This window comes from Bacillus sp. SRL337, from assembly GCF_984799155.1.
In genome coordinates this window covers 1,719,351-1,744,521 of the sequence record NZ_OZ481793.1, presented here as the reverse complement: position 1 = coordinate 1,744,521, position 25,171 = coordinate 1,719,351, and the positions used below count along the sequence as shown (strand labels likewise).

General features: G+C 42.8%; 22 protein-coding genes. All 22 read right to left on the bottom strand.

Features of this window, described 5'->3' with window-relative positions; genetic code table 11:
* Nucleotides 1-306: 306 nt before the first annotated feature.
* The 22 genes from AC4E8A_RS08500 to nusA all read right to left on the bottom strand — a co-directional run bounded on the left by AC4E8A_RS08500 (nucleotide 307) and on the right by nusA (nucleotide 25,161).
* A complete protein-coding gene (locus AC4E8A_RS08500) occupies nucleotides 307-2,658 on the bottom strand; it encodes an FtsK/SpoIIIE family DNA translocase (protein ID WP_490197973.1) in 2,352 nt (783 codons plus the stop codon).
* 234 nt (nucleotides 2,659-2,892) lie between these two features.
* Entirely contained in the window at nucleotides 2,893-3,099 is a 207-nt protein-coding gene (locus AC4E8A_RS08495) for a YlzJ-like family protein (protein WP_490197972.1), read from the bottom strand.
* Entirely contained in the window at nucleotides 3,096-3,833 is a 738-nt protein-coding gene (locus AC4E8A_RS08490; RefSeq protein WP_490198808.1) for a ClpP family protease, read from the bottom strand. Before AC4E8A_RS08490 ends, AC4E8A_RS08495 begins: the two co-directional genes overlap by 4 nt.
* 526 nt (nucleotides 3,834-4,359) lie before the next feature.
* On the bottom strand, nucleotides 4,360-6,027 hold the full coding sequence (locus AC4E8A_RS08485) for a ribonuclease J (RefSeq protein WP_490197971.1): 1,668 nt from the start codon (nucleotides 6,025-6,027) through the stop codon (nucleotides 4,360-4,362).
* A gap of 747 nt (nucleotides 6,028-6,774) precedes the next feature.
* On the bottom strand, nucleotides 6,775-7,647 hold the full coding sequence (gene dapA, locus AC4E8A_RS08480; RefSeq protein ID WP_490198807.1) for a 4-hydroxy-tetrahydrodipicolinate synthase: 873 nt from the start codon (nucleotides 7,645-7,647) through the stop codon (nucleotides 6,775-6,777).
* A gap of 13 nt (nucleotides 7,648-7,660) precedes the next feature.
* Nucleotides 7,661-8,899, bottom strand: a complete 1,239-nt coding sequence (gene dapG / locus AC4E8A_RS08475; RefSeq protein ID WP_490197969.1) for an aspartate kinase — start codon at nucleotides 8,897-8,899, stop codon at nucleotides 7,661-7,663.
* A 99-nt stretch (nucleotides 8,900-8,998) separates the two neighbouring features.
* Nucleotides 8,999-10,051, bottom strand: a complete 1,053-nt coding sequence (gene asd, locus AC4E8A_RS08470) for an aspartate-semialdehyde dehydrogenase (RefSeq protein ID WP_490197968.1) — start codon at nucleotides 10,049-10,051, stop codon at nucleotides 8,999-9,001.
* A gap of 252 nt (nucleotides 10,052-10,303) precedes the next feature.
* Nucleotides 10,304-10,900 (bottom strand): dipicolinate synthase subunit B, encoded by a 597-nt coding sequence (gene dpaB, locus AC4E8A_RS08465; RefSeq protein ID WP_490197967.1) that lies wholly within the window; start codon nucleotides 10,898-10,900, stop codon nucleotides 10,304-10,306.
* Between the two features lie 5 nt (nucleotides 10,901-10,905).
* Nucleotides 10,906-11,799 (bottom strand): dipicolinic acid synthetase subunit A, encoded by an 894-nt coding sequence (dpaA, locus tag AC4E8A_RS08460; protein WP_490198806.1) that lies wholly within the window; start codon nucleotides 11,797-11,799, stop codon nucleotides 10,906-10,908.
* Between the two features lie 443 nt (nucleotides 11,800-12,242).
* On the bottom strand, nucleotides 12,243-12,476 hold the full coding sequence (locus tag AC4E8A_RS08455; protein ID WP_490197965.1) for a YlmC/YmxH family sporulation protein: 234 nt from the start codon (nucleotides 12,474-12,476) through the stop codon (nucleotides 12,243-12,245).
* Between the two features lie 380 nt (nucleotides 12,477-12,856).
* Nucleotides 12,857-14,101, bottom strand: coding sequence for a M16 family metallopeptidase (locus AC4E8A_RS08450; protein WP_490197964.1), 1,245 nt, complete (start codon nucleotides 14,099-14,101; stop codon nucleotides 12,857-12,859).
* A gap of 34 nt (nucleotides 14,102-14,135) precedes the next feature.
* Nucleotides 14,136-15,134: a polysaccharide deacetylase family protein gene (locus AC4E8A_RS08445; RefSeq protein ID WP_490197962.1), complete on the bottom strand. Its 999-nt coding sequence runs from the start codon at nucleotides 15,132-15,134 to the stop codon at nucleotides 14,136-14,138.
* A 176-nt stretch (nucleotides 15,135-15,310) separates the two neighbouring features.
* Nucleotides 15,311-17,431 (bottom strand): polyribonucleotide nucleotidyltransferase, encoded by a 2,121-nt coding sequence (gene pnp, locus AC4E8A_RS08440; RefSeq protein WP_490197961.1) that lies wholly within the window; start codon nucleotides 17,429-17,431, stop codon nucleotides 15,311-15,313.
* A gap of 363 nt (nucleotides 17,432-17,794) precedes the next feature.
* Nucleotides 17,795-18,064: a 30S ribosomal protein S15 gene (rpsO, locus tag AC4E8A_RS08435; protein ID WP_006837488.1), complete on the bottom strand. Its 270-nt coding sequence runs from the start codon at nucleotides 18,062-18,064 to the stop codon at nucleotides 17,795-17,797.
* Between the two features lie 128 nt (nucleotides 18,065-18,192).
* Nucleotides 18,193-19,143, bottom strand: a complete 951-nt coding sequence (gene ribF, locus AC4E8A_RS08430) for a bifunctional riboflavin kinase/FAD synthetase (RefSeq protein WP_490197960.1) — start codon at nucleotides 19,141-19,143, stop codon at nucleotides 18,193-18,195.
* A 19-nt stretch (nucleotides 19,144-19,162) separates the two neighbouring features.
* Nucleotides 19,163-20,068, bottom strand: a complete 906-nt coding sequence (gene truB / locus AC4E8A_RS08425) for a tRNA pseudouridine(55) synthase TruB (protein WP_490197958.1) — start codon at nucleotides 20,066-20,068, stop codon at nucleotides 19,163-19,165.
* Nucleotides 20,069-20,596: 528 nt separating this feature from the next.
* Nucleotides 20,597-20,956 (bottom strand): 30S ribosome-binding factor RbfA, encoded by a 360-nt coding sequence (gene rbfA / locus AC4E8A_RS08420; protein WP_490197956.1) that lies wholly within the window; start codon nucleotides 20,954-20,956, stop codon nucleotides 20,597-20,599.
* A gap of 46 nt (nucleotides 20,957-21,002) precedes the next feature.
* Nucleotides 21,003-21,281, bottom strand: coding sequence for a DUF503 domain-containing protein (locus AC4E8A_RS08415; protein WP_490197955.1), 279 nt, complete (start codon nucleotides 21,279-21,281; stop codon nucleotides 21,003-21,005).
* Complete coding sequence (gene infB / locus AC4E8A_RS08410) at nucleotides 21,281-23,419, bottom strand: translation initiation factor IF-2 (protein ID WP_490197954.1); 2,139 nt, start codon at nucleotides 23,417-23,419, stop codon at nucleotides 21,281-21,283. Before infB ends, AC4E8A_RS08415 begins: the two co-directional genes overlap by 1 nt.
* 4 nt (nucleotides 23,420-23,423) lie before the next feature.
* A complete protein-coding gene (locus tag AC4E8A_RS08405) occupies nucleotides 23,424-23,744 on the bottom strand; it encodes a YlxQ family RNA-binding protein (protein ID WP_490197953.1) in 321 nt (106 codons plus the stop codon).
* 11 nt (nucleotides 23,745-23,755) lie between these two features.
* The gene (rnpM, locus tag AC4E8A_RS08400) at nucleotides 23,756-24,025 is read right to left on the bottom strand and encodes an RNase P modulator RnpM (protein WP_490197952.1); all 270 of its coding nucleotides are present in this window, start codon (nucleotides 24,023-24,025) and stop codon (nucleotides 23,756-23,758) included.
* Between the two features lie 11 nt (nucleotides 24,026-24,036).
* Nucleotides 24,037-25,161: a transcription termination factor NusA gene (gene nusA / locus AC4E8A_RS08395; RefSeq protein WP_490197951.1), complete on the bottom strand. Its 1,125-nt coding sequence runs from the start codon at nucleotides 25,159-25,161 to the stop codon at nucleotides 24,037-24,039.
* Nucleotides 25,162-25,171 lie beyond the last annotated feature (10 nt).

The following is a 25,171-nucleotide window of genomic DNA, read 5'->3' as shown; positions in this document are numbered from 1 at the left end:
GCGGCGTCTTGAACAGGCCATGATTTCAAGCAAACACGGTAAATGTAAACGCTTTTAAAAGTATAACACATTATCCGTCGATAAGGATAGAGGTCTGACCTCATAAAGTGAAATTTATTTTTCTTTTGCCAAAAAAACGCTTTCCTCCTTCGTTCATTTCCAATCAGGTCATTCTAAATCATTGTAGAGGCCCCTTCTTTATCGGGGACATTTAGTCTATATAAATTGCGGCTTAACAGCTTGGATCCTAAGTCCTAAAGAAAACAAAAAAACTGCCCGGAATCGATCCGGACAGTTTAAAAATACCTATGATGAGTGTTCTTCCGAGGGCTTTCCAATTAATACTGTTCTTGGCTTGCTTCCTTCATAAGGACCGACGACACCTCGTTCTTCCATTGCATCGATCAATCTGGCAGCCCTCGTGTAGCCTATCCTGAATCTCCTTTGCAGCATCGAGACAGAGGCTGTTTGCATTTCTGCAATCAACTGAACCGCTTCATCATAAAGGTCATCTTCGACTGATGATGAAACGTCTCCTTCCTGCACTTCATCAGGAATCATTTCTTCCTGGTATTGCGCCCTTTGCTGGCCAATGACATAGTCTACAATCTCTTCCACTTCGTCATCCGATAAAAATGCCCCCTGAACCCTGGTCGGTTTAGAAGCACCGACAGGGATGAAGAGCATGTCACCTCGGCCAAGCAATTTCTCAGCTCCTCCGCTGTCCAGAATGGTTCTTGAATCGGTCTGGGAGGAAACTGCAAACGCGATCCTTGATGGAATGTTCGCTTTGATGACCCCTGTGATAACATCCACAGACGGACGCTGTGTAGCGATAATCAAATGGATACCCGCAGCACGTGCCATTTGGGCAAGTCGTGTGATGGCATCTTCTACATCGCTTGAAGCCACCATCATCAAGTCGGCGAGTTCGTCCACTATGACAACGATAAATGGAAGTTCTGGCTGCTTTTCCTCATTTTCTTTATTATGCCGCTTTATATATTCATTGTAGCCTTCAATATTCCTGGTGCCTGTATGGGAGAACAACTCATACCTTCTCTCCATTTCACTGACAACTTTCTTTAATGCCTGTGATGCTTTTTTGGCATCGGTCACTACAGGTGCCAGCAGGTGAGGAACACCGTTGTATACATTAAGCTCAACCATTTTTGGATCTATCATCATTAATTTGACTTCATGCGGTTTCGCCCTCATAAGGATACTTGTAATAATACCGTTGATACAAACACTTTTTCCGCTTCCTGTAGCCCCGGCAACGAGTAAATGCGGCATCCTGTTCAGCTCTGCCAATACAGCTTCTCCGGTTATGTCCCGACCAAGTCCTATCAACAATTTGGAGTTTGGTTTATCATTTGACTTCGATTCAAGGACTTCCCTCAATGAAACCATCGCGACTTCAGTATTAGGGACTTCAATTCCTATTGCTGATTTACCAGGTATAGGTGCTTCAATCCTGATATCCTTTGCAGCAAGCGCTAAAGCCAGGTCATCGCTTAAATTGACGATTTTGCTGACCTTCACACCCGTATCTGGATGAACTTCATACTTTGTGACGGCTGGTCCCAGATGAACCTGCGTGACCTTTGCCTTGACACCAAAACTCTGGAAGGTGCGCTCCAGCTTTGCTGCATTCGCATGGATCATCTGATATTCATTGCTTTGGTCCGTCTGGCTTGGCCTGTTTAATAGAGATATTGGAGGCAGTTTATAATCTTTATTCTCCACCTCGGTAAACGTGATGGGAGGCGCTTCGTCGGCACCTTCGGAAGGCTGCTCCCCGCTGTTCTTCTCGCTCTGTCCCGGGGGCTGCTCCATCCGTTCTTCTTCCAATGCGGATTGAACAGTTTCACCAGGATAGGCTTTTTCATTGAAGCTGGAAATAATCGGTTCCACTTTCACTTCTTCAGCCGGCTCTTCTATCGTTTTGCCTGTGTTTTTTTCATGGACTGTTCCTTTTTTCCGCTGTTGTTTTGCTTCCTTCTTTTCAATCCGCTCTTCTTTCCATTCTTTCATATCCTGACGGAAAGCTGCCCATTGATTTCCAAAGAATTCATTGAAGGCACTGCCCATCTTGCCAAGTGCAGATCCGAAAGACTTTCCAGTGAACAGCACGACTCCAATGGCTATCAATGCCATACACAAAATCTTGGTTCCCGCGGATTCGAACAGGAAGAAAGATACCGCATATAAAACAGACCCGATAACGCCTCCGCCTAAATCCGATGTACTTGCTTCCCCTTTCACTTCCATCCAGTAAAGTTCCCAAGTGTTTGCAATCACACTTGGGTTCTGGAATGCACCGTCATTCGAGAGGAGTTCAAATAGTTTTACATGGCTGAGGAGCAATGTGCTGATTAAAATTATGTATATCCCGGCCAGCCTTCTCGAAAAAAAATTCGGCAATTCCCTCTTTACCATCATATATCCCGCAATAAACAGCATGCCTATGAATGCAAGCATGTACCATTCCCCCAGGAAGAATCGAAAAAAAAGAACGAATGCCTTGCCGACTGCACCCAGCTGGATGATGGCTATTAAGCTCAGTGCTATCAACAGCATTCCGATTAATTCATATTTGATTGTGTGTTTGATATTGGAGGACTTTTTACTGCTTCTTCTTTTTCTCTTCGCCAACGTTCTTTCACCTAAATTCTCTTAATAATATGCTCTTCGTCTCAGGATCCCAGTTTCCAATTGATGACAACCTCATATAGATGAAGAAAGGGCTGGCATTTACCGCTTCATCACCAAGCCGGAAATACCAGTCCCGTATATTTGGAAAGCATGTCTCTAAGGTTTCTAATTAATGCCGCTTTCTCCATATATTATATCATATACTGTCATTGGCGAAAATCAATGATTGGAAGACTACATCTTCAGATATTCCCCTGGACAAATCTGTTCGTTTAAATAATGTGCCGGGTCACTGCTCATCACCCTGATCACCTTATAGTATTGCTGAGATTGTTCAACAAGCAACGGGATACCCTGCCACTCAACAACCTCCTGCTGTGAGTACGCATCCTGGTCAGCTGGAAATATCATCTCCTGAGGGACCGTTGTATAAAGGATCATTGAAGCATCCCTTCTTCCTTGCTTCCGCCTTTAAGCTCAATCAATTCATTTAACTTTTTTATTGCTTCCCCGACACCGCCGACACCGTCCATCAACCCATAATTCACTGCATCCTCACCTACGACATTTGTTCCAATGTCCCTTGTTAAATTCCCTTTTGCAAACATAAGTTCTTTGAAGTCCTCTTCAGTTACCTTGGAATGCGTTGTTACAAAATTGACGACTCTATCCTGCATTTTATCCAGGTACTCGAATGTCTGGGGGACACCAATTACGAGCCCTGTAAGTCTAACGGGATGAATGGTCATGGTTGCCGTTCCAGCGATGAATGAATAATCACATGAAACCGCAATTGGAACACCAATGGAATGTCCGCCGCCCAGCACAATTGATACGGTAGGCTTCGAGAGGGAAGCGAGCATTTCCGAAATAGCCAGGCCAGCTTCTACATCGCCTCCTACTGTGTTGAGTACAACAAGCAACCCTTCAATTTTGGGATTTTGTTCGATTGCGACCAGTTGAGGAATGACATGCTCATACTTGGTCGTCTTGTTTTGCGGTGGAAGCTGCATATGCCCTTCTATTTGACCGACAATCGTCAAACAATGAATATTTGAATCGTTTGAGAGCTGCGGTACATTCGTTTGGCCAAGCTGTTGAATCTTTTCCATCAAACCAGAAGATTTGCCCTCTTTTTCTTTTTCTTCACCTTTGTTTGGTTGATTTTGGTTCATACTGAAATTCATTACTCGAGACACTCTCCTTCTGAAGCAATAATAAAATTAGTATCTTCTTCAAAATGAAATTCAATTCATAAACTGGTTAGAGGAAGAAATAGGTTAGGTGCCTGAGGGATCTTTTAAAAAGCGGAATGGCCCCGCTTAGCGGCGTACGGACTGGACTGGTTCCGCATGAGATAAAGGAAACGGGAAGTCTGCCAGCCGTTGGGGCCTTGGAGCTGGATTGATAAAAAGCGGAATGGCCCCGCTCAGCGGCGTACGGACTGGACTGGTTCCGCATGAGATAAAGGAAACACGACGAACATCGTGAGTCGATGTTGACTTATCGCAAGAAGGAAACGGGAAGTCCGCCAGCCGTTGGGGCCTTGGAGCTGTATTGATAAAAAGCGGAATGGCCCCGCTCAGCGGCGTACGGACTGGACCGGTTCCGCATGAGATAAAAGGAACCACAATGGCTTATCGAACTATTGAATAAGAAAAGAGCTGACCATTCGGCCAGCTCTTTTAACTTCTATGATGTTCAGACTTCCATAATGATCGGGAGGATCATCGGTCTTCTTCGTGTTTTGCCGAATAGGAGATGGTTAAGCTGATCACGGATATCCTGTTTGATATTTGACCATTCGAAGGTTCCTTTGGCAAGGTAACCATCCACTATTTGTTTGACAAGCTGTGTGGACTCGTCCATCAGTTTTTCCGATTCACGGACATATACAAAGCCACGTGAAATGATTTCCGGACCAGATACAAGCGTCCTTCCTTTACGGCTGATGGTCACCACCACAATGAAAATTCCATCCTGTGAAAGCAGCTTTCTATCACGCAGTACAATATTCCCCACATCTCCTACACCGATCCCATCAATAAGGACATTTCCTGCCTGAACCCTTCCACTCATTTTCATTTTTCCGTCTTTATATTGAGCCACATCCCCTTTATCAAGGATGAATACCCGATTATGGGCAATGCCGACAGAATTGGCAACCTTGGCATGTGCAATCAGCATTCTATATTCTCCTTGGATAGGAATGAAATACTTTGGTTTCATCAGGTTAAGCATCATCTTTAAATCTTCCTGGCTGCCATGCCCCGATACATGTACTTTCTTATTTGCTGTCAGCACATTGGCGCCGGAACGATAAAGCATGTCCACTGTTTTTGCCATAGTGAGTTCCATTCCATGAGATGGAGTCGCCGTGATGAAAACCGTATCCCCCTCCTGGATATTCACAAGTTTGTGATTCTGTTTGGACATTCTCTGCAATGCTTCAAATGGTTCTCCTTGATCGCCGGTAGCAATGATGACAAGTTCATCATTACTATATTTAGAGATATCCTGAATAGGGATGATCACATCATCCTTGATTTTCAGATAGCCCATGTTCAAGGCAATCTCATACACTCTTTCAAGACTTTTGCCGACAACAGCTACTTTTCGATTATTATTATAAGCAGCATCAAATACCTGCTGGATCCTAATCAGGTTGGAAGCATAACTTGCCACAATGATCCTTTGCTTCGCTGCATGAAATGCAGAATTCAATTGATTGGCAATCACTTCCTCAGAAGTTGTATATCCTGGTCTTTCTGCTTCAGTACTGTCTGACAAAAGACAAAGCACTCCATTATCCCCAATTTTCGCCATTTTACCCATATCAGGTCTATACAGCCCTTTTGCGGCCTGATCGAATTTAAATTCCCCTGTGTGAACAATGGATCCTTCAGAAGTATTGATGGAAACGCCTACGGAGTCAGGAATACTGTGTGTTGTCCTGAAGAACGTCACATCCACCCCGCCAAAGTAAAGTTTGCTGTCTGAATGGACATTATAAAACTTGATATCTTCCTTGATTTCTTCATCCTTCAGTCGTCCCTTGACAAGGCCATTCGTCAATTTTGTACCATAGACAGGAGCTTTGATCTTTCTGAGGACATAGGTGATGGCACCAATGGCATCTTCGTGTCCATGGGTAAGGAAAATACCTTTTACCCTCTCTTTGTTTTCGATTAGATACTGGATATCCGGTATGACCATATCAATCCCGAACATTTCATCTTCCGGGAACATAAGTCCGGCATCGATGACAAATATCTCCTCATCCACTTCGATTATATACATGTTCTTGCCGATTTCCCCTACTCCTCCAAGGGGAATAATTTTTATACTTTCATTCTTTTTCTTACTCAATGTCGTTTCCTCCTATGCTGTAATTCCCGATCATTAATCAGTTAGATATATTATACTTTATAAATTTTTATCTTTACAATGAAAATCATCTTAAACGGTCATTAAATTCTAAATATTGCGCATTTCCTGCTTCATCCAGGCGTTTTATGACAGTCTGTTCCACTATTCTCTATACCCTTTTCTTCTCCTTTTAAAAATCTTTCCCTTTTCAGAGATTTTGAGCGAGAAAAATATCGATTTGAAATCTGCTTGTTTTGGTCTTAGGTATGGCAAGGGAGAGAAACTGAAGCGGATGGGGCCGGGCGGCTGGAATTGGACGATGAGTCCCTGAAATACCGCATAGCTTCCGATCCCCTCGTCATGAAGGGTGTTTAATATAACAATAGCAAACGGTATTTCTGTTGGTAATGATTCCTTATGTTTCAAATGATATCTATAAAGGGTTGAGGGGCAATGAGGTGATTTTTTTCAATGTATGTATTTGTATTCAAAAGGCTGTTTTCGCATGAATTGTTGCTTTCGTAAAAATCTCAAGAGCCGGATTCTCCTCCTGTATTCCAGAGATTTCCCCTCGAAAAAGGGAAATTAGCTCTTTTCTTTCCTGCTTACAGGAAGGTTATCCGGTGAATGACCAAAATAGTATTTGACATTCATTTTGAATAGCAACAAAGTTTTCGAATAGAGCCATTCAAAAAGACCGCTTGCCCAAAGCTTGAAAGTCTTGGGCAAGCGGCCTTCAGAACATTTTTAATTTTGTCCAAGCACGAGTGAAAGACGTTTTCTTTCTTCTTCTGTTAAGGGAATGAGCGGGAGTCTTACTGAGCCGACATCCAGTCCTTTTAATTGAAGGGCTGTCTTAACAGGTGAAGGGCTTGGTGCAGCAAATAGTTCATTCATGACGGGAAGCAGCTTTCCATGAATCTTTGAGGCTGTACGAAGCTCTCCATGAAGGAACTGTTGAATCATTTCCTGCATTTCTTTCCCGATAATATGGGAGGCAACCGATACGACTCCTGCTCCTCCAATAGAGAGGACCGGAAGAGTCAAGCCATCGTCACCGCTGTATAGAAGAAAGTCATCCGGTGTATTGGCGATAATTTTCGTCATCGCATCCAAATCGCCGCTTGCTTCTTTAACAGCTGTTATATTTTCAATTTCAGAAAGTCTGATGATTGTTTCCGGTGAGATTTTTGTCACTGCACGGCCTGGTACATTATAGAGCATAACCGGAAGGCTCGTAGCCTCAGCAACTGCTTTGAAGTGCTGATACAGACCTTCCTGATTTGGTTTGTTGTAATACGGCGCAACTGCCATGACAGCATCAATGCCTGTTTCCACTGCTTTTTTGGTGAATTCAACAGATTGATAAGTATTGTTGCTTCCTGTCCCTGCCACTACCGGCACTCTTCCCTTTACGGTTTTCACTACATGGCTGAAAAGAGCCAATTTTTCTTCTTGAGATAAAGTAGGAGATTCACCTGTTGTTCCTCCTACAACAAGAGAATCAGATCCATTTTCGATCAAATAATTTACAAGTAATGTTGTTTTTTGAAAATCGATATTTCCTTTGTTATCAAATGGTGTAACCATTGCTGTTGATACACGGCCAAAATGCACGATTTCCCACTCCTTTTCATTCTTCAATAAACAGCGTACCCGGTTCTTCTTCCAGTTGAAAAGAGTCATGAAGGGCATTGACTGCGGTTTTTAGGTCATGTTCTTTAATGAGCACCCAGATCGTCGTATGGCTGTCAGCAGATTGAAGGATTCGAATGTTCCTTTCAGAAAGTGCAGTGACAATTGCAGCTGTAACTCCAGGGACTCCTTTCATCCCTGCTCCTACAACTGATACCTTCGCACATTCTGTTTCGATCAATGGCTCATGACCCAGTTCCTTAAGCACACGGAATGCTCTGGACGTTAAATCTGCTGGTACAGTATAAACGACTCCCTGAGGTGAAATATTGATGAAATCGACGGATATATCCTCGTTTGCCATCGCCTTAAATACTTCTGTTTGCAGATTATACTGATCTTTCTTGGCAGAAACCTTAATTTGTGAAAGACTCCCCACATGTGCAATACCTGTAACGATTCCACCTTCCATCCCTTTTTCCTTCTTCTTCTCCAATGATGTCACCAATGTGCCTGGATTATTGGAATAGGTTGAACGGATTCGGATAGGGATCCTTGAATCCATTGCAATTTCAACCGCACGGGGATGAATGACTTTAGCTCCTTGATTAGCAAGATTACATACTTCATTATATGAAATCACGGATAATGGCCTTGCCTTTTCTGTCACTCTTGGATCAGCTGTCATGATGCCTTCCACATCAGTGAAAATGTCCACCCAATCAGCTTTTAATGCAGCGCCAAGGGCAGCGGCTGAAGTGTCGCTTCCCCCGCGGCCGATTGTCGTAATTTCCCCTTGTGGTGAGAGTCCTTGAAACCCGGCAACTACAACTACCTGATACTCTTGTAATTCAGACAGTAATCGATCGCATTTCATATTGATGATTTTTGCATTGGTGTGGTCACTGTTCGTTAGGAAACCGGCTTGCGGACCTGTCAATGCTGTTGCTTTGATGCCCTGCTCCAAAAGCAGGTTCGTAAATACAACGGTGGAAATGGTTTCCCCGCATGAAAGAAGTATGTCTTGTTCTCTACTATTTACTTTTGTCTCTTTACCATTTATCAGTGAGAGCAAGGTGTCAGTAGAATAAGGTTCTCCCTTTCTTCCCATGGCGGATACCACGACAACTACCTTGAAGCCGTCTTCTATCGCTCTCATTACATGCTCTGCAGCTTTTGAGCGGCCTTCTTCATCCCGAACCGAAGTTCCCCCAAATTTTTGAACAGTTATCTTCATGTCTACACCCCAATGTTTTTAATATAAAAACAAGAGGCCTGCCGGAGATGGTATCAGGACGTTAAGTGTATTCACTAGTTGATATACCTCATTTACTATTTATTTCTTTGTAATTAAATTGAGCGTGATCAGGCTCTCCGCAATCTGGACTGAATTCCAAGCTGCACCTTTTAACAGGTTATCGGAAACCACCCACATGTGGAAGCCGCGGCTGTCATCAAGATCCTTCCTGATCCTGCCTACAAATACATCATTACTGCCTACCGCATCGGCCGGCATGGGATACAACTGGTCTTCTGGTGAATCCTGCAGTACGATGCCAGGTGCAACTTTTAACAATGCCTTGATATCTTCTGCTGTTACATTCTCATCTTTAATTTCAAAATATACACTTTCAGAATGTCCTGTGACAATTGGAAGCCTTACACAAGTTGCTGCCACTTTCAATTCAGGCATTGACATGATTTTTTTTGTTTCATTGATCATTTTCATCTCTTCGAATGTATATCCATTTTCTTCAAAGTTATCAATTTGCGGAACGGCATTGAAAGCAATTTGATGATGTTTTTTCCCGTTCTTAACAGGAAGCACTTCTGCTTTAGGCTTTTCCCCATTCAGGATGGCCTGTGACTGGCTGTGAAGTTCATCAATAGCAGCAGCACCAGCGCCGGAAACGGCTTGATAAGTAGAGACAATGACTTTATCAAGGCCGAATTTCTGTCGAATAGGTTCAAGAGCAGCTACCATTTGTATAGTAGAACAGTTAGGATTGGCAATGATTCCATTATGGTTCTTTATTTCCTCTTCGTTTACCTCTGGTACTACAAGGGGTACGTTTGGATCCATTCTATAAGCACTTGTGTTATCGATACAAACAGCTCCGCGCTTTGCAGCTTCAGGTGCCAATTCCTTTGAAACGCTCCCGCCGGCACTGAACAGAGCAATATCGATATTGTCGAAAATGTCAGGTTTGGCCTCTTGGACGATTATTTCTTCACCTTTATAAATAACCCTCTTGCCCGCGGACCGTGCAGAGGATAAAAGAGTAAGTTTTTCAATCGGAAAATTCCTGCTCTCCAGTGTTTTGATCATTTGCTGTCCGACAGCACCTGTAGCGCCGACAACCGCTACGTGAAATCCATTTGTGTTCATCTTGTATTCTCCTTCCAGACCCTTTAAATCAATATCTGTGATATTCAGAATAAAAACATTTTAATCAGTTACCGTAATAAAGAATATTTTAACATAAACAATAGTCCGACAATATTATTTTTTCTTTAATACCATTGGAAGTATTTCTCTCTAAGAATTATTACCTGATCGGAGTGAATGGCAAGCCAAAACCGCCCCCTGAATGGAGCGGCATTTTTCCTTTGCGATTAAATGTAAAAACAAGAGTGGAATTTATGAATCCAGGTATCTCTCCACTACTACAGGCTGCAGTTGTTTTCCTTCCATTGCAGCTTCAACAGTATCCAAAAGCCTATTCATTCTTGCTACCATAGATTTTGGTTTTTTCTCAGGATCATCCTGGCCAAACGGAATGAAGTAAATATCTTTAGTCGAAATAAGCCTCATTAAGTTAACTCCGTTTAAGCCTAAAGCGTCATTTGTCGATATACCCACTACAACTGGCCTGTGATTCCTTAAAGTCGCTTTGGCAGCCATCAACACTGGGGAGTCAGTCATGGCATTTGCAAATTTGCTCATTGAGTTACCTGTTAAGGGAGCAATGATCATGCAGTCAAGTGGAAGCTTCGGACCAAGCGGCTCTGCCTTGACGATGGTATCAACTACCGTGTTTCCTGTCACCTCTTCAATTCTTTTAATCCAGTCTTCTCCATCACCAAACCTGGTAACTGTATTTTTCACTGTAGAGGTTACAACCGGTATGACCTCGGCACCTTCATTCACCAGTCTTTCAATCTCTGGAAAAACTGCATCGTAAGTACAGTGGGAACCCGTTAACCCAAATCCGATTCGTTTTCCTTTTACACTCATGTATATTACTCCTTTCCTGTTGATAAATCTTGAAGCAAGAGTTGGGACAACACATTGGCCAGAATCTGCCCCGCCGATTTTGGGGCTACTATTCCAGGGAGTCCTGGGGCGAGAAGTGCCTTCACCCCACGCTTTTCGGCATATCGGAAGTCCGTGCCTCCAGGCTTTGAGGCGAGATCAATGATAAGAGTATGTGCTGGCATCTTGGTGATGACACCGGCTGTTACCACTTGTGCTGGTATAGTATTAATACACATATCACAATCTTTGACTTCTTTCTCCAATTCATCCAAATGAAAAGGCACCAGTCCCATTTCCGTTATCCGGGCCAGGTGTTCACTCTTCCTCGCGCCGACCTTTACCCTTGCACCCAGATGATTGAAAGTTCTCGCTACACTCATACCAACACGCCCCAATCCCAATACGATGAGATTTGAGCCATGTATCGTGAAGTCGGTATGCTGTATTGCCATCATGATAGTTCCTTCTACCGTTGGAATCGAATTATAAATTGCCACATCATCCCGTTCAAATAACTGGATCAGATTTCTATTTGCCGATGAAGTAATCTCATTTAGGTATTTGTTTGTAATCCCGGAGTAGACTTTGCAATGCGAAGGGGTTGCCAGCAGGATTTCTTCTGTCAGCACAATCCTTTCATTGGAAAAAATCGTCTCGATTTCCCCTTCCAGGTTGGTCCCTGGAACTGGAAGAATGATGGCATCAACGGAATTAAATTCAACTTCATCTATCTTTTCTTTAAGCGCACCTGTAAAAGCATGGTCCAATTGTTCAAATCCTACCAAGGAAATTTTCGCATCGAGCTCTGTAAGCTTTCGAATAATCTCGAGTTGACGCGCATCTCCGCCTAAGACTGCGATCTGCATTCCAGTCAACATCAATGCTTTCACCTTCTTTTAACGTAATCGCGTTGCACCTGCAAAGGTTTATCACTTCAACATTGTATGAAGGGTGGGGGCAATAGGTGAGGGGCCTTAGGAAATTAAGGAATAATGTTGAACTTTTGTTCTTGAGCCTATCTTTCTGAAAATAAAATCGCCGTTCATATGATCGCCGCTGCACTGTTTGACTATGATGGGACGGCTTTGACCTCCTTGTCCTTGCCTGGGGTGCGTCAATTGCCCTGAAGGTGGCCATAATCTGACTGTGTCTCCAATCAGTTCTATTATCAAGGTCTAATAAACATATGCATTCAATCGACTTTATCAGTAGGATGAAAATTCACAAGAAACTTTCATCTAACAATCAAAAGAAAAGGACGAAATCCATATAAGCGATTTCGTCCTCAACCATTTTTCTATTTCTTCTTTTTTCCTGTACATTACTCCTCTGCCACTTCCAGAATGATCATATCGGAACCGATGGTCCGGATATGATGCCACGGGACTCGGATCTCACTGCTTTGTTTTCTCATCCATTTTCCTGTCGGGATTACCAAGGCGTTAATTTGTCCTGTCCGCTCATTGAACTCCAAGTCCGTCTGTCCAAGTACCCCAAGTCTTTCTGCTTTTTTAAAATCGACTATTTCCTTGCCGCTCAGTTCACTAAGTCGCATATGAATCCTCCACTCATCATTAATATAGATTTTGTCCCTTTTGACCACAGCTGACTGTATCCTTATAAATAATGTATAAAGTGCTTTTCCATTTTAGAATCAGTGATTACATATAGCATGGTAAAAAATTTACTCATCTTTTAAAAAGAGGGGTGTACTGATTGTTGCTTTTGAAAAAATCCCAATGGCCGGATTTCCCCTTGGGTACTAAAGCTTTTCTATCTGAATGGAAGAGCAGTTCTTTTCATTCTAACCACCCAAATTTCAGCTAAACAGTATTTACACCTTCATTATACAAATAAAGCTCGTAGACATGGTCCATATATTGAACTTTGTCTACAAGCTGAAAGCTTCAGGTCAATGGACCTGGAGCTTTTTCTTTATGCATTACGAATATTTCCCGGCATTTTTCCATCGGGGCTGATCAATGCTGCTGAAAAATCATTATTGAAAATGTCCCTGCCCAGATTATTCACTGCGTCCATGGTCACTCCATCAATTTCTTCGACAATTTCATCGAGAGAACGATGCTTTTTCAATAGTAATTCGTTTTTACCATTTCTGCTCATTCTGCTGTTGGTACTTTCAAGACTGAGCATCAGATTTCCCTTCAACTGCTCTTTACTGTTTGCTAATTCCTTTGAAGAAATTCCATCTTCCTTAAGTACTTCAAGGGTTGACTGGATCGTATCAAACAACTGGTTTAATTGTTTAGCTCCCGTTCCGCCATATATTGTTAGCATTCCGCTGTCTTCATAGGCAGAATGATAAGAGAATACAGAGTATGCCAATCCTCTTTGTTCCCTGACTTCCTGAAATAGACGGGATGACATGCTTCCACCAAGGACGTTATTTAAAACAATCAAACTGTAGATATCATGATGACCAATCTGTAATCCAGGGTATCCCAGGCATAAATGTGCCTGCTCCGTCTCTTTTTTTCTCGAGACTTTATTATGATGAAACGATGGGCTTGCATGCTGATCATGCCCCTTGCCGCCTTCATACTGCCCGAACAGCTTTTCAACTTGCTTAATGAAAGAAGCGTCCACATTTCCAGCTACGGAGATGACGACCTCATCCGGCGTATACATGTCATGCATATAATTTCTCAATGTTTGGCCGTTAAATGCATCAAGCGTTTCCTCTGTACCAAGAATCGGATACCCTAATGGATGATCTTCGTACACTGCCTTGCTTAATACATCATGCACAATGTCGTCAGGGGTGTCTTCATACATTTTAATCTCTTCATACACTACATTCTTTTCCTTCTTCAATTCTTCTTCATCAAACGCTGAGTTAAAGAACATGTCAGCAAGGGTATCCAATGCATACTGAGCATGATTATCAAGGACCTTTGCATAATAGCAAGTGTATTCCTTAGAAGTAAATGCATTCACCTGGCCTCCGATACTGTCGAAGGATTCAGCAATTTCACGGGCGCTTTTTGTCTCTGTACCCTTAAAAAACATATGTTCCAGAAAATGAGAGATACCGTTATTCTCCTTGTTCTCATGACGGGACCCTGTACCGATCCATATACCGATTGCGACGGAACGGACAGTTGGAATTTCTTCCAGAACAATCCTTAATCCGTTTGAGCATGTATATTTTTTAATCAAAAAATATTCCTCCTGTTCATGTTGTCAACATCTTCTAGTTCTTATCATTACTTTTTCCTTTTAGGAGAGAATTATTTCCTTTTTCGATAATTCTTTCTTCCTTCAACAAACTAGAGACTGTCCCAATTCTTAATTCTTCCTCTTTGATAACTGAAATAAGTGCTGGCAAAGCTGATGATGTGGATGCTGTAGGATGCATTAAAATGAGAGCACCTTTATGCAGTTTTGATGACACCCTCTCTACTATGACACTTGGTGCCGGTTTTTGCCAGTCAATTGTATCCACGCTCCACAAAATCGTCTTCATTTTGTACTCCCCGGCAATTTTAACGACTTCATCATTGAACCCCCCGCTCGGCGGTCCAAACAATTTCACTCGCTTTCCAGTTGTTGCTTCGATAATATCATTGGTTTTTAATATTTCTTCCCTGATTCGTTCACCTGAAAGTGTCTCCATTTTTGGATGGGAGTAGGAGTGGTTTCCGATTTCATGCCCTGAATCCGCAATCATCTTAGCAAGTTCCGGATTTTCTTTGACCCATCTTCCCTCCAAAAAGAAAGTGGCATATACTTGATGTTTCTTCAGAGTGGCAAGCATGTCCGGTATATATTCATTTCCCCAAGCTACATTAATGATAAACGAAGCCATTGGTTTTTCCGGATTGCCCCTGTATATAGGTAGCGGCGGCAGGTCTGATAGATGCACTTCGGGAGATACTTGATCATAAACGATTCGCTCGCTGTCAAACACGCCCTTATCCTTCATTTTCTCATAAGAATTCTTACTATTCACCTTTAAACCATTATAACCAGGTGTTCCTTTCCAAACAGGATCATTTTTGGCATCTATCGGTGAAACATCATATTTTTTGGCTTCTTTCTCTATAATCGACTGTAGTTTTTCCGGTTTGGCAGCAACTAAAACAGCCTTTTCCTTCAAATTCGAGACATACTGCGAGGTCACAGGATTGCTGACAGTAAAGATGACAGCTACAACACACACGGTTATACCAATCAGTACCTTATGATTCATCGTTCTTCACCCTTTCTTATCCCTAACAGCATATGATAAATGTGGACAAGGTAGAACTTGGGTGGCATGGATGGTTGTGCAATATCAATGACTATTGGATGCCCCACCATGAAAAAAGTTCTGAGGCCTAAAAAAGAAGCCAAACCGTTTCCGGCTGGCTTCTTTCGTTTCTTTTTTTATTTTTGAGCCTGTTCTGCTTTTTCTCGCTGTTCTTTCAATACTGCCTTGCGAGAAAGGTTTACACGGCCCTGCTTATCAATTTCTGTAACTTTTACCAATAACTCATCACCGATACTGACTACATCTTCAACTTTGCCGATTCTTTCTTCTGCAAGCTCTGAAATATGAACAAGACCATCTTTGCCATTGAAAATTTCAACAAAAGCTCCGAATTTCTCAATACGCTTTACTTTACCAAGATACATCTGTCCAACTTCCACTTCGCGGACAATATCCTCAATGATCTTTTTAGCCTTCTTGATCATCTCTTCATCTGTGGAAGAAATAAATACTGTACCATCTTGTTCAATGTCGATTTTCACGCCGGTTTCTTCAATGATTTTATTGATTTGTTTACCGCTTGGCCCGATAACATCCCGGATCTTATCAGGGTTAATGGACATTGTAACAATTTTAGGTGCATATTGAGACAATTGTTCGCGGGACTCGGAAATAGTCGAAAGCATGCTGTCCAGGATATGCATACGACCGCTTTTAGCCTGTTGAAGAGCTTCTTCAAGAATTTCTCTTGAAAGACCTTCAATTTTAATATCCATTTGTAAGGCTGTTACACCTTTAGCAGTTCCTGCAACTTTAAAATCCATGTCCCCTAAATGGTCTTCCATGCCTTGAATATCAGTCAGGATCGAGTAATGTTCGCCTGATTGTATCAGACCCATTGCAATACCGGCAACAGGAGCCTTGATTGGTACTCCCGCATCCATCATCGCGAGTGTACTTGCACAGATGCTCGCCTGGGAAGTTGAACCGTTAGATTCCAATACTTCTGATACAAGGCGGATTGTATACGGAAAATCCTTTTCGTTAGGAATGATGGGATCAAGTGCTCTTTCTCCAAGAGCTCCGTGGCCAATTTCGCGGCGTCCAGGACCACGGATAGGGCCAGTCTCCCCAACACTGAATAACGGGAAATTATAATGATGCATGAACCGTTTGGATTCCTCCAGGCCTAACCCATCGATAACCTGTACATCTCCCAGTGCACCAAGAGTACAGATACTCAAAGCCTGAGTCTGTCCGCGGGTGAACAAGCCTGAACCATGAGTCCTTGGCATCAGTCCGACTTGGGAAGCCAACGGACGGATTTCGTCAAGGCCGCGGCCATCCGGGCGGACTTTTTCCTCTGTAATCAAGCGGCGGACTTCACCTTTCACAAGCTTGTCCAGTACCTGTTTCACTTGTTTAAGCTGAATTTCATCTGCTTCCTTGTCTTCGAATTTAGCAATGACATTATCTTTAACAACTTTAATTGCAGCTTCGCGGGCATGTTTTTCCTGGACTTGGATCGCTTGGATCATGTCTTCTTCACAAATCCCACGAACTTCAGCTTCCAAATCCTGATTGATTTGATAAAGTTCGATTTCCATCTTTTCTTTACCGACTTGTGCAGCAATTTCCTCTTGGAAAGAGATCAGTCTCTTGATTTCTTCGTGTCCGAACATAATCGCTTCGAGCATTGTTTCCTCAGGTACTTCATCGGCACCTGCCTCAACCATGTTGATAGCATCTTTCGTCCCGGCAACAATCAAGTTGATTTCACTTTTGTCCAGCTGTTCAACATTAGGGTTAATGATGAACTCTCCTTCTATCAGCCCGACTTGAACACCAGCAATCGGCCCTTCGAATGGAATATCAGATACAGTCAATGCCAATGAAGAACCAAACATTGCAGCCATTTCAGATGAACAATCCTGATCCACACTCATAACCATGCTAATGACCTGAACTTCGTTTCTGAACCCATCAGCGAATAATGGACGGATGGGACGGTCAATTAAACGACTTGTCAGGACAGCTCTTTCACTCGGACGCCCCTCACGTTTTATGAAGCCTCCTGGTATTTTACCTACAGCATATAAACGCTCTTCATAGTTGACAGTCAATGGAAAAAAATCCAATGGTTTTGGCTGTTTTGATGCTGTTGCTGTACTTAGTACAGCTGTATCACCGTAACGGATCAATGCCGCACCATTTGCTTGCTTTGCCAGCTGACCATATTCTACTGTTAACTTCCTGCCTGCCCAATCTATGGAAAACTCTTTCGTTTCTTGTTCCATAATGAACCCCTCTCTTTACTTCTCGATTAAGAGTATTCGGTTTCTCTCATACCCTTGAAGCAGATATATACACAATTTTAATTGTAATAAGCGACATTTATATGTATTTTGACTTACCCTGCGCAGGAATATTCTCTGTGCCGGCCCTTTTCAGAATTATAAAGTCATTGGCACCACTACGGAAGAATCCTGGCTAGCGAAAAATCCGCAAACTTTCAAATGGATGAAAGTAAACAATCAAAAATGAAAAAGCAAAGCGCTTTTTGCTGCTTCATTCTTGATTGTTTGATTAGCAGTATTTCCCTTATAGTGTATACCTTAAACCTAAATAAAAAGCGGGAAAAAATCCCGCTTCTGAGTCACTTATCGGCGTAAACCTAATTTGTTGATCAAATCACGGTAGCGCGCAACATCTTTATTACGTAGGTACGTTAAAAGATTACGACGACGACCTACCATTTTCAAAAGACCGCGACGAGAGTGGTGGTCTTTCTTGTGAGTACGCAAATGGTCGTTCAAAGTGTTAATTTCTTCTGTAAGGATAGCAATTTGAACTTCTGCAGAACCAGTATCGTTCTCGTGAGTTTTAAATTCGTTGATTAGTTCGTTTTTACGTGTTTGTGTGATAGCCATCCATTTCACCTCCTAATATCTTTTCAAAATCCCCTGTGACCCAGCAAACGTTGGTGAATCGTGCTGCCAAGTAAAGGTTCATTGTCATACGTTAATTAGAATACTACTTTTCACAGAAAAAATCAAGTCTAAATAAATATTTTTTGAAAGTATGCAATAGCATGCTGCTTATCTTTTTCAATTTGGGCTATAAGCTGCTCGATGCAATCGAACTTCTTCTCGGATCGGATATACTGATGCCATTCCACTTTTACTTCTTCGCCATAGATGGAAGAATCATAATCAAAGATATGCACTTCTATGGAGAGGACCTTATCATCCGGATTATTGAAAGTCGGCTTATATCCCAGGTTCGCCACACCATTATGCCATTGGTTCTGGACCAAAATCCTGACAGCGTAGACGCCTGTTTTCGGGATGATGTAATCATCTGACAGTTCAATATTTGCTGTAGGAAAGCCGATTTTCCTGCCGCGCTTATCACCGTGAATGACTGTCCCTGAGGTTGTATAATGGCGGCCCAGTAAATTTCCAGCCTTCTCCGCTTCCCCTCCATCAAGGAATTTCCTTATGGCCGTTGAACTGATCTTTTCATCATGCTCAGCCAGCTTGATCACTGTGGTATGGGCAAACTCATTCCGTGAATGAAATGGAAGGGTCTCCATATTACCTTTGCCAAGCTTTCCATATGTAAAATCAAAGCCTGCAGAAACATGTTTCACATTTAAGTTGATGATGTACTGATCTACATATTCTTGCGGATGCAGACTCGCAAAATCCGAAGTGAACCGGACAATGAACAAGTAATCCACACCAAGTTTTTCAATCAGCTGGATCTTATCCTGAATCGGTGTTATATACCGGACGTGCTTATGCTTGCGACCCAGCACTACGGAAGGATGGGGGTCAAATGTCATCACAGCGCTTTTCAATTTGCGTTTATCAGCTGCCGAAATAGCCGTTTCAATAACTTTTTGGTGTCCTTTATGCACTCCATCAAAATAACCCAGCGCCATTGATAATGGAGGAAAATCTTCCCGGTTGAATGAATGGGGATGATGAACCGTAATAACCTTCATGTTATCTCACCTATTTTCACTAATCATTAAACAGTACTTTTACAGGCTTAATGATGCCATGTTTTTCTGGATGTGCCTGATAGATCGCTAACGTCTTCCCATCATGATTCATAGCAACTTGGTTACCCGGCCACTTCTCCGGCATATTAAGCACTGCACCGTTCTTCACTTTCATAGCTAATGTATCACTTAAATCCCATTTCGGCAAATAAGATATACCCGTTTCAATTGGATACAATGCATGATTTACCTTCTCAGATTCAATAAGTTCTTCCAGCTGTTCGAATGTGAAACAATCTTTTTCTTCAAATGAAGCAGACCGGACCCTTGTCAATTCCGACATATGAGCAGGGTACCCCATCTTTTCTCCGATTTGAACGGCAAGTGTTCTTATATATGTGCCTTTACTGCAGGAGACGCGGAACTTAAAGCTAATGATATCGCCCTCAAAAACCTCCCGGTCGTCAAGTAGGTCAATATCATGAATTGTTACAGTCCTGCTGGGACGATCGATTGTTTTTCCTTCTCTTGCATACTCATATAAACGCTTGCCGTTCACCTTAACAGCTGAAAACATAGGAGGAGTTTGAGTTATTTCCCCTTTGAAAGAGTTCAACATAGAATTGATTTGTTCTCTGGTATACGAATCTGTCACCTGCTCCTCTTCGACTGTTTCTCCCCAAGCATCTTCAGTGGTGGTTGACCTTCCGATGGTTACTTCTCCCTCATATGCTTTTCCGCCGTTCATAATATATTCGGCTACTTTAGTCGCTCTGCCAATGCATAAAGGAAGGACCCCTGTTACTTCAGGGTCGAGTGTCCCTGTATGCCCTACCTTTTTTGTCCTCAGCATCTTTCTTATTTTAAAGACACAATCGTGGGAGGTCATTCCTCTTGGCTTCCATAGAGGTAAAATGCCATTCATGTTCTATCCCTGCCTTTCTGTAAAATTTTTCATGATAAATTCACTTTGGAACTTTTACTACTATCATTGCACTGTTTAAGATGAATTAAAAATGGATCTAAGTGTAAAAGATTAATGCTGATTAAACTTATATACTTTCTTTATAAACTCATTTTTGGTAAAAGAGGCAGATGTATAACTTCCAAATGATCATTGGATAACAATACTGAAATCAAAATGAATGCGGCCGTTCAGTGCCTTACGGATTGAAGGGCTCCTGCAGGAAATAAAGGAATCACGAAGAGCAGCAGCGATTTGACTGATGGCTTATTGTAAGGAAGGTGAATGAAATCCGTTAGGCGCTGGCCGGAGCTGGATCGCCTGCAGGGTGGTCTCACCTGGCCCTCTGATCCCTCAGGAGGTTAAGCACCTTCCGCTCCAACCTGGGGCGGAAATCAATGCTATGTTCCAAAGAAAAAGGCTGACCCAATCAACTTGGTCAGCCTTTGTTCATCTATGAAGAAAGCTCCTGTCTTCCGGCTGGAAGAATCAGTCCTGCTTTTCTTCAGGATCATCTTGAATTTTTTTAAGCAATGACTCGATCCGGTTACCATAATCAATCGATTCATCAAATTCAAAAATGAGTTCAGGTGTTTTTCGCAAACGAACCCGCTGTCCGATTTCCGAACGAATAAATCCTTTAGCTTTTGCAAGCCCCTTCAATGTGTCTTCTCGCTGCACTTCATCACCCAGAACAGTGATAAACACTTTGGCTTGCTGCAGATCCCCTGATACTTCGACATCAGTGACTGTCACAAAGCCGACTCTCGGGTCTTTGATTTTTCGTCCGATAATATCGCTGAGCTCCTTTTTCATCTGCTCGCCAACACGGTTAGAACGATGGCTCATCAATATCACCTCTTAACTTCCTAGTTTATATCTGAAGCTTCTGCGACTAAAGAAGTTCGTGTACTGTTTCTCCTCTTTCCCATTCAGGAAAGGAATCTGTCAGCTTCAGAGCACTGTCAATGACAGATTTGGCGGATTGACTTGAAGATGAAACGGTGACAATGGCAATCCTTGTCCGCTGCCACACATCCTGATGGTCAATTTCTGAAACCGCCACGTTGTATTTCTGCTTCAAGCGGGTCAACACCCGCTGAAGAACCGCTCTTTTGTCCTTAAGAGAATGAGAATCATGGATGTTAAACTCACATTCTACATAAGCGATCATTATCTCTTGATTTCCTCCATAACGAACGCCTCAATGATATCTCCTTCTTTGATATCGTTGAAGTTCTTGATTGTGATACCACACTCATAGTTCGTAGCCACTTCTTTCACATCATCTTTAAAGCGTTTCAAGACATCGAGTTCACCTTCATAGATGACTACGCCATCGCGGATAACACGAACTCCGCTGTCGCGGGTGATCTTCCCGTCTGTTACATAGCTTCCCGCAATCGTCCCAACTTTAGACACTTTAAATGTTTGACGCACCTCTGCCTGCCCGATGATTTTCTCTTCAAACTCAGGATCAAGCATGCCTTTCATGGCAGATTCAATCTCTTCAATTACGTTATAGATGATACGGTGAAGGCGGATTTCAACACCTTCGGCTTCGGCAGCACGTTTTGCATTGACATCCGGCCTGACGTTGAAACCGATGACAATCGCATTAGATGCCGCAGCAAGTGTAATGTCAGACTCATTCAAAGCACCTACACCAGTGTGGATGATCTTAACATTAACACCTTCCACTTCAATCTTTTGAAGGGAAGCAGCCAGTGCTTCGACTGAACCTTGGACATCGGCTTTCATCACGATATTCAGATCTTTCATTTCACCTTGTTTCATCTGTTCGAACAAGTTATCAAGGCTGACACGGGATTTTTCTCCTCGCTGTGCCTGCAGAGCCTCCTGTGCGCGTGTTTCTCCAACAGAGCGGGCAGTCTTTTCATCTTCAAAAACAACGAACCTGTCTCCTGCTTGAGGGACATCGTTTAATCCTGTGATTTCAACAGGAGTTGAAGGGCCTGCTTCCTTTACTCTGCGTCCCAGATCATTGACCATTGCGCGGACACGGCCGAAAGTAGTTCCGACAACAATCGGGTCACCGACTTTCAATGTACCGTTCTGAACAAGGAGGGTCGCTACTGAACCGCGGCCTTTATCCAGCTCTGCCTCGATGACAGTACCTTGTGCAAGACGGTTTGGATTAGCTTTCAATTCTTCCACTTCACTTACAAGCAGGATCATTTCAAGAAGGTCATCGATTCCTTCACCTTTCAAGGCAGAAAGCGGAACGAAGATCGTATCGCCTCCCCATGCTTCAGGAACAAGCTGATACTCAGTAAGTTCCTGCATGACACGGTCAGGGTTCGCAGCTTCTTTATCCATTTTGTTAACAGCAATGATAATCGGTACTTCCGCTGCTTTAGCATGGTTGATTGCTTCCACTGTCTGCGGCATGACCCCATCATCAGCTGCAACGACGATGATGGCAATATCTGTCACTTGCGCTCCGCGGGCGCGCATTGTAGTAAAGGCAGCATGTCCAGGTGTATCAAGGAAGGTAATCTTCTTATCGTTATCCACGATCTGATAAGCACCGATATGCTGTGTAATCCCGCCAGCTTCTCCTTCAGTCACTTTTGTGTTCCTGATGGAATCAAGTAAAGTCGTTTTACCATGGTCAACGTGTCCCATAATGGTAACAACAGAAGGACGTTCAACTTGGTCCTCTTTTTCATCTTCAGTGAAGTATACTTCAAGGTCAGACTTATCCACCAGGATTTCTTCCTCTACTTCTACACCATACTCAGCAGCTACAAGTTCAATCGCTTCCTTTTCAAGCTCTTGATTGATAGTTGCCATTACACCCAGCATGAAAAGCTTCTTGATGATTTCAGAAGGCTCACGATGAAGCTTCTTACCAAGTTCAGCTACAGTCAGTGACTCAGAGAACGTGATCTTTGCAGGAAGTTCTTTTTCTTTTTTCTTCTGCGGCGGATTGTTTGAATGAGTATTTCTGCTGTTCTTGTTTGCCTTGTTATTGCTATTGTTTGGCCTATTGTTGTTCTTACCTTTTTTATTATTGTTAAACCCTTTTTTAGGCTGATTTTGCTGCTGTTCAGGCTTTTTGCCTTCACGGTTCTTTGGTGCTGCAGTCTTCGTCTCATTCTTTGCCGCTTTTTCTGCAGCATTGCCGGCATTGCTGCCATATGATTTTTCCAGCTTCTTAACGGTGTCGTCCTCCAGTGTCGCCATATGATTTGATACCTCAATATTCATTTCTTTTAGTTTCGAAATAACATCCTTGCTTGAAACGTTATGTTTTTTCGCGTATTCATATACACGTACTTTGCTCATATGTTCACCCCCATTGAGATTCATCGAGCAGCTTGGAGATCTTTGCGGCAAATCCGGCATCCAGTACTGCTACAGTCACCCTCGCCTCTTTTCCGATTGCTCGTCCGAGAACACCCCTGTCATCTACTTGATATACAGGAACTTTATAATAACTGCATTTGTCAGTGATTTTTTTTCGGGTATTTTCAGATGCATCACCTGCAAGAATGACGACCTTTGCCTTATTGCTTCGGATTTCCTTGATGACAAGCTCTTCGCCTGAAATCACCTTGCGTGCCCGATTGGCCAATCCTAGCAGAGACATCCATCGATTTTGCTGATCCATATAATCGAGAACTACTCCTTTTCCACTAACGAAAGCAGTTCATCATAAATTGAATCATCCACTTTTGCCTGTAATTGATTGGCTATTGCATTTTTCTTTTTAGCGGTAAGGATTGCATCCTTCGTTTTCGAAAGGTATGCCCCTCTCCCTGATTTCTTACCTGTCTGGTCGACGGATACTTCGCCTTCCTTGGAACGGACAATTCTGATCATTTCTTTTTTAGGCTTCATGTCCCCGGTGGCCAAGCATTTCCTTAAAGGAATTTTCTTCTTCGTACTCATCGATAATCACCTTATTCCAGATCTTCTGAAGAGTTATCTTCAAAGTCATCTTCATCATTTACCGGAAGAAGCGGTTCGTCTGTCCTAGGGTAGATGCCTAACTCGCGTGCATCGGTTTCACTTTTGATATCAATCTTCCAGCCTGTCAGTTTCGCTGCAAGGCGTGCGTTTTGGCCTCTTTTCCCGATAGCGAGCGACAATTGATAGTCCGGCACGACAACGGTCGTTGCTTTTGCCTCTTCATCCACCTGTACATCAAGCACTTTGGAAGGGCTCAAAGCATTTGCCACAAAAGTGACGGGATCTTCTGTCCATTGGACAATATCGATCTTTTCACCTTTGAGTTCATTCACGATCGCTTGTACGCGTGCGCCTCTTGTTCCTACACAAGCGCCAACAGGATCAATTTCTTCATTGGAAGCAGCTACCGAGATTTTTGAGCGGTCGCCTGCTTCACGTGCCACCGATTTGATTTCGACTGTGCCATCGAAAATTTCCGGCACTTCAATTTCAAATAACCTTTTCAAAAGACCAGGATGTGTTCTGGAAACGAAAATCTGCGGTCCTTTTGTCGTTTTTTCGACTTTCGTAATGAATACTTTTATCCTGTCATGCGGTTTATAAGATTCATTCGGCATTTGCTCGTTCACCGGAAGGAGTGCTTCAATCTTGCCAAGGGCAACATAAATGAAGCGGCCGTCCTGCCTTTGGACAATACCGGTCATGATGTCTTCTTCTCTATCCGCGAATTCTGAATAAATGATTCCGCGTTCAGCTTCCCTTACACGCTGAGTGACAACCTGTTTGGCTGTCTGTGCAGCAATCCGGCCAAAGTCTTTAGGTGTGACTTCAAGCTCCACCACATCCCCGGTGTCATATCCCGGATTGATATCTTTTGCATCTTCCAGGGAAATTTCCAAGCGTGAATCAAAGACTTCATCGACGATTTCTTTTCTGGCAAAAACCCGCATCGACCCTGTGTCCAAGTTCAGATCAACCCTTACGTTCTGCGCCTGATTAAAGTTCCGCTTATACGCAGAAACGAGCGCTGCCTCAATCGCTTCAATAATCACATCTCTAGAGATGCCTTTTTCTTTTTCAAGTACATTTAGAGCTTCAAGTAATTGTGAACTCATTGTTATGTCA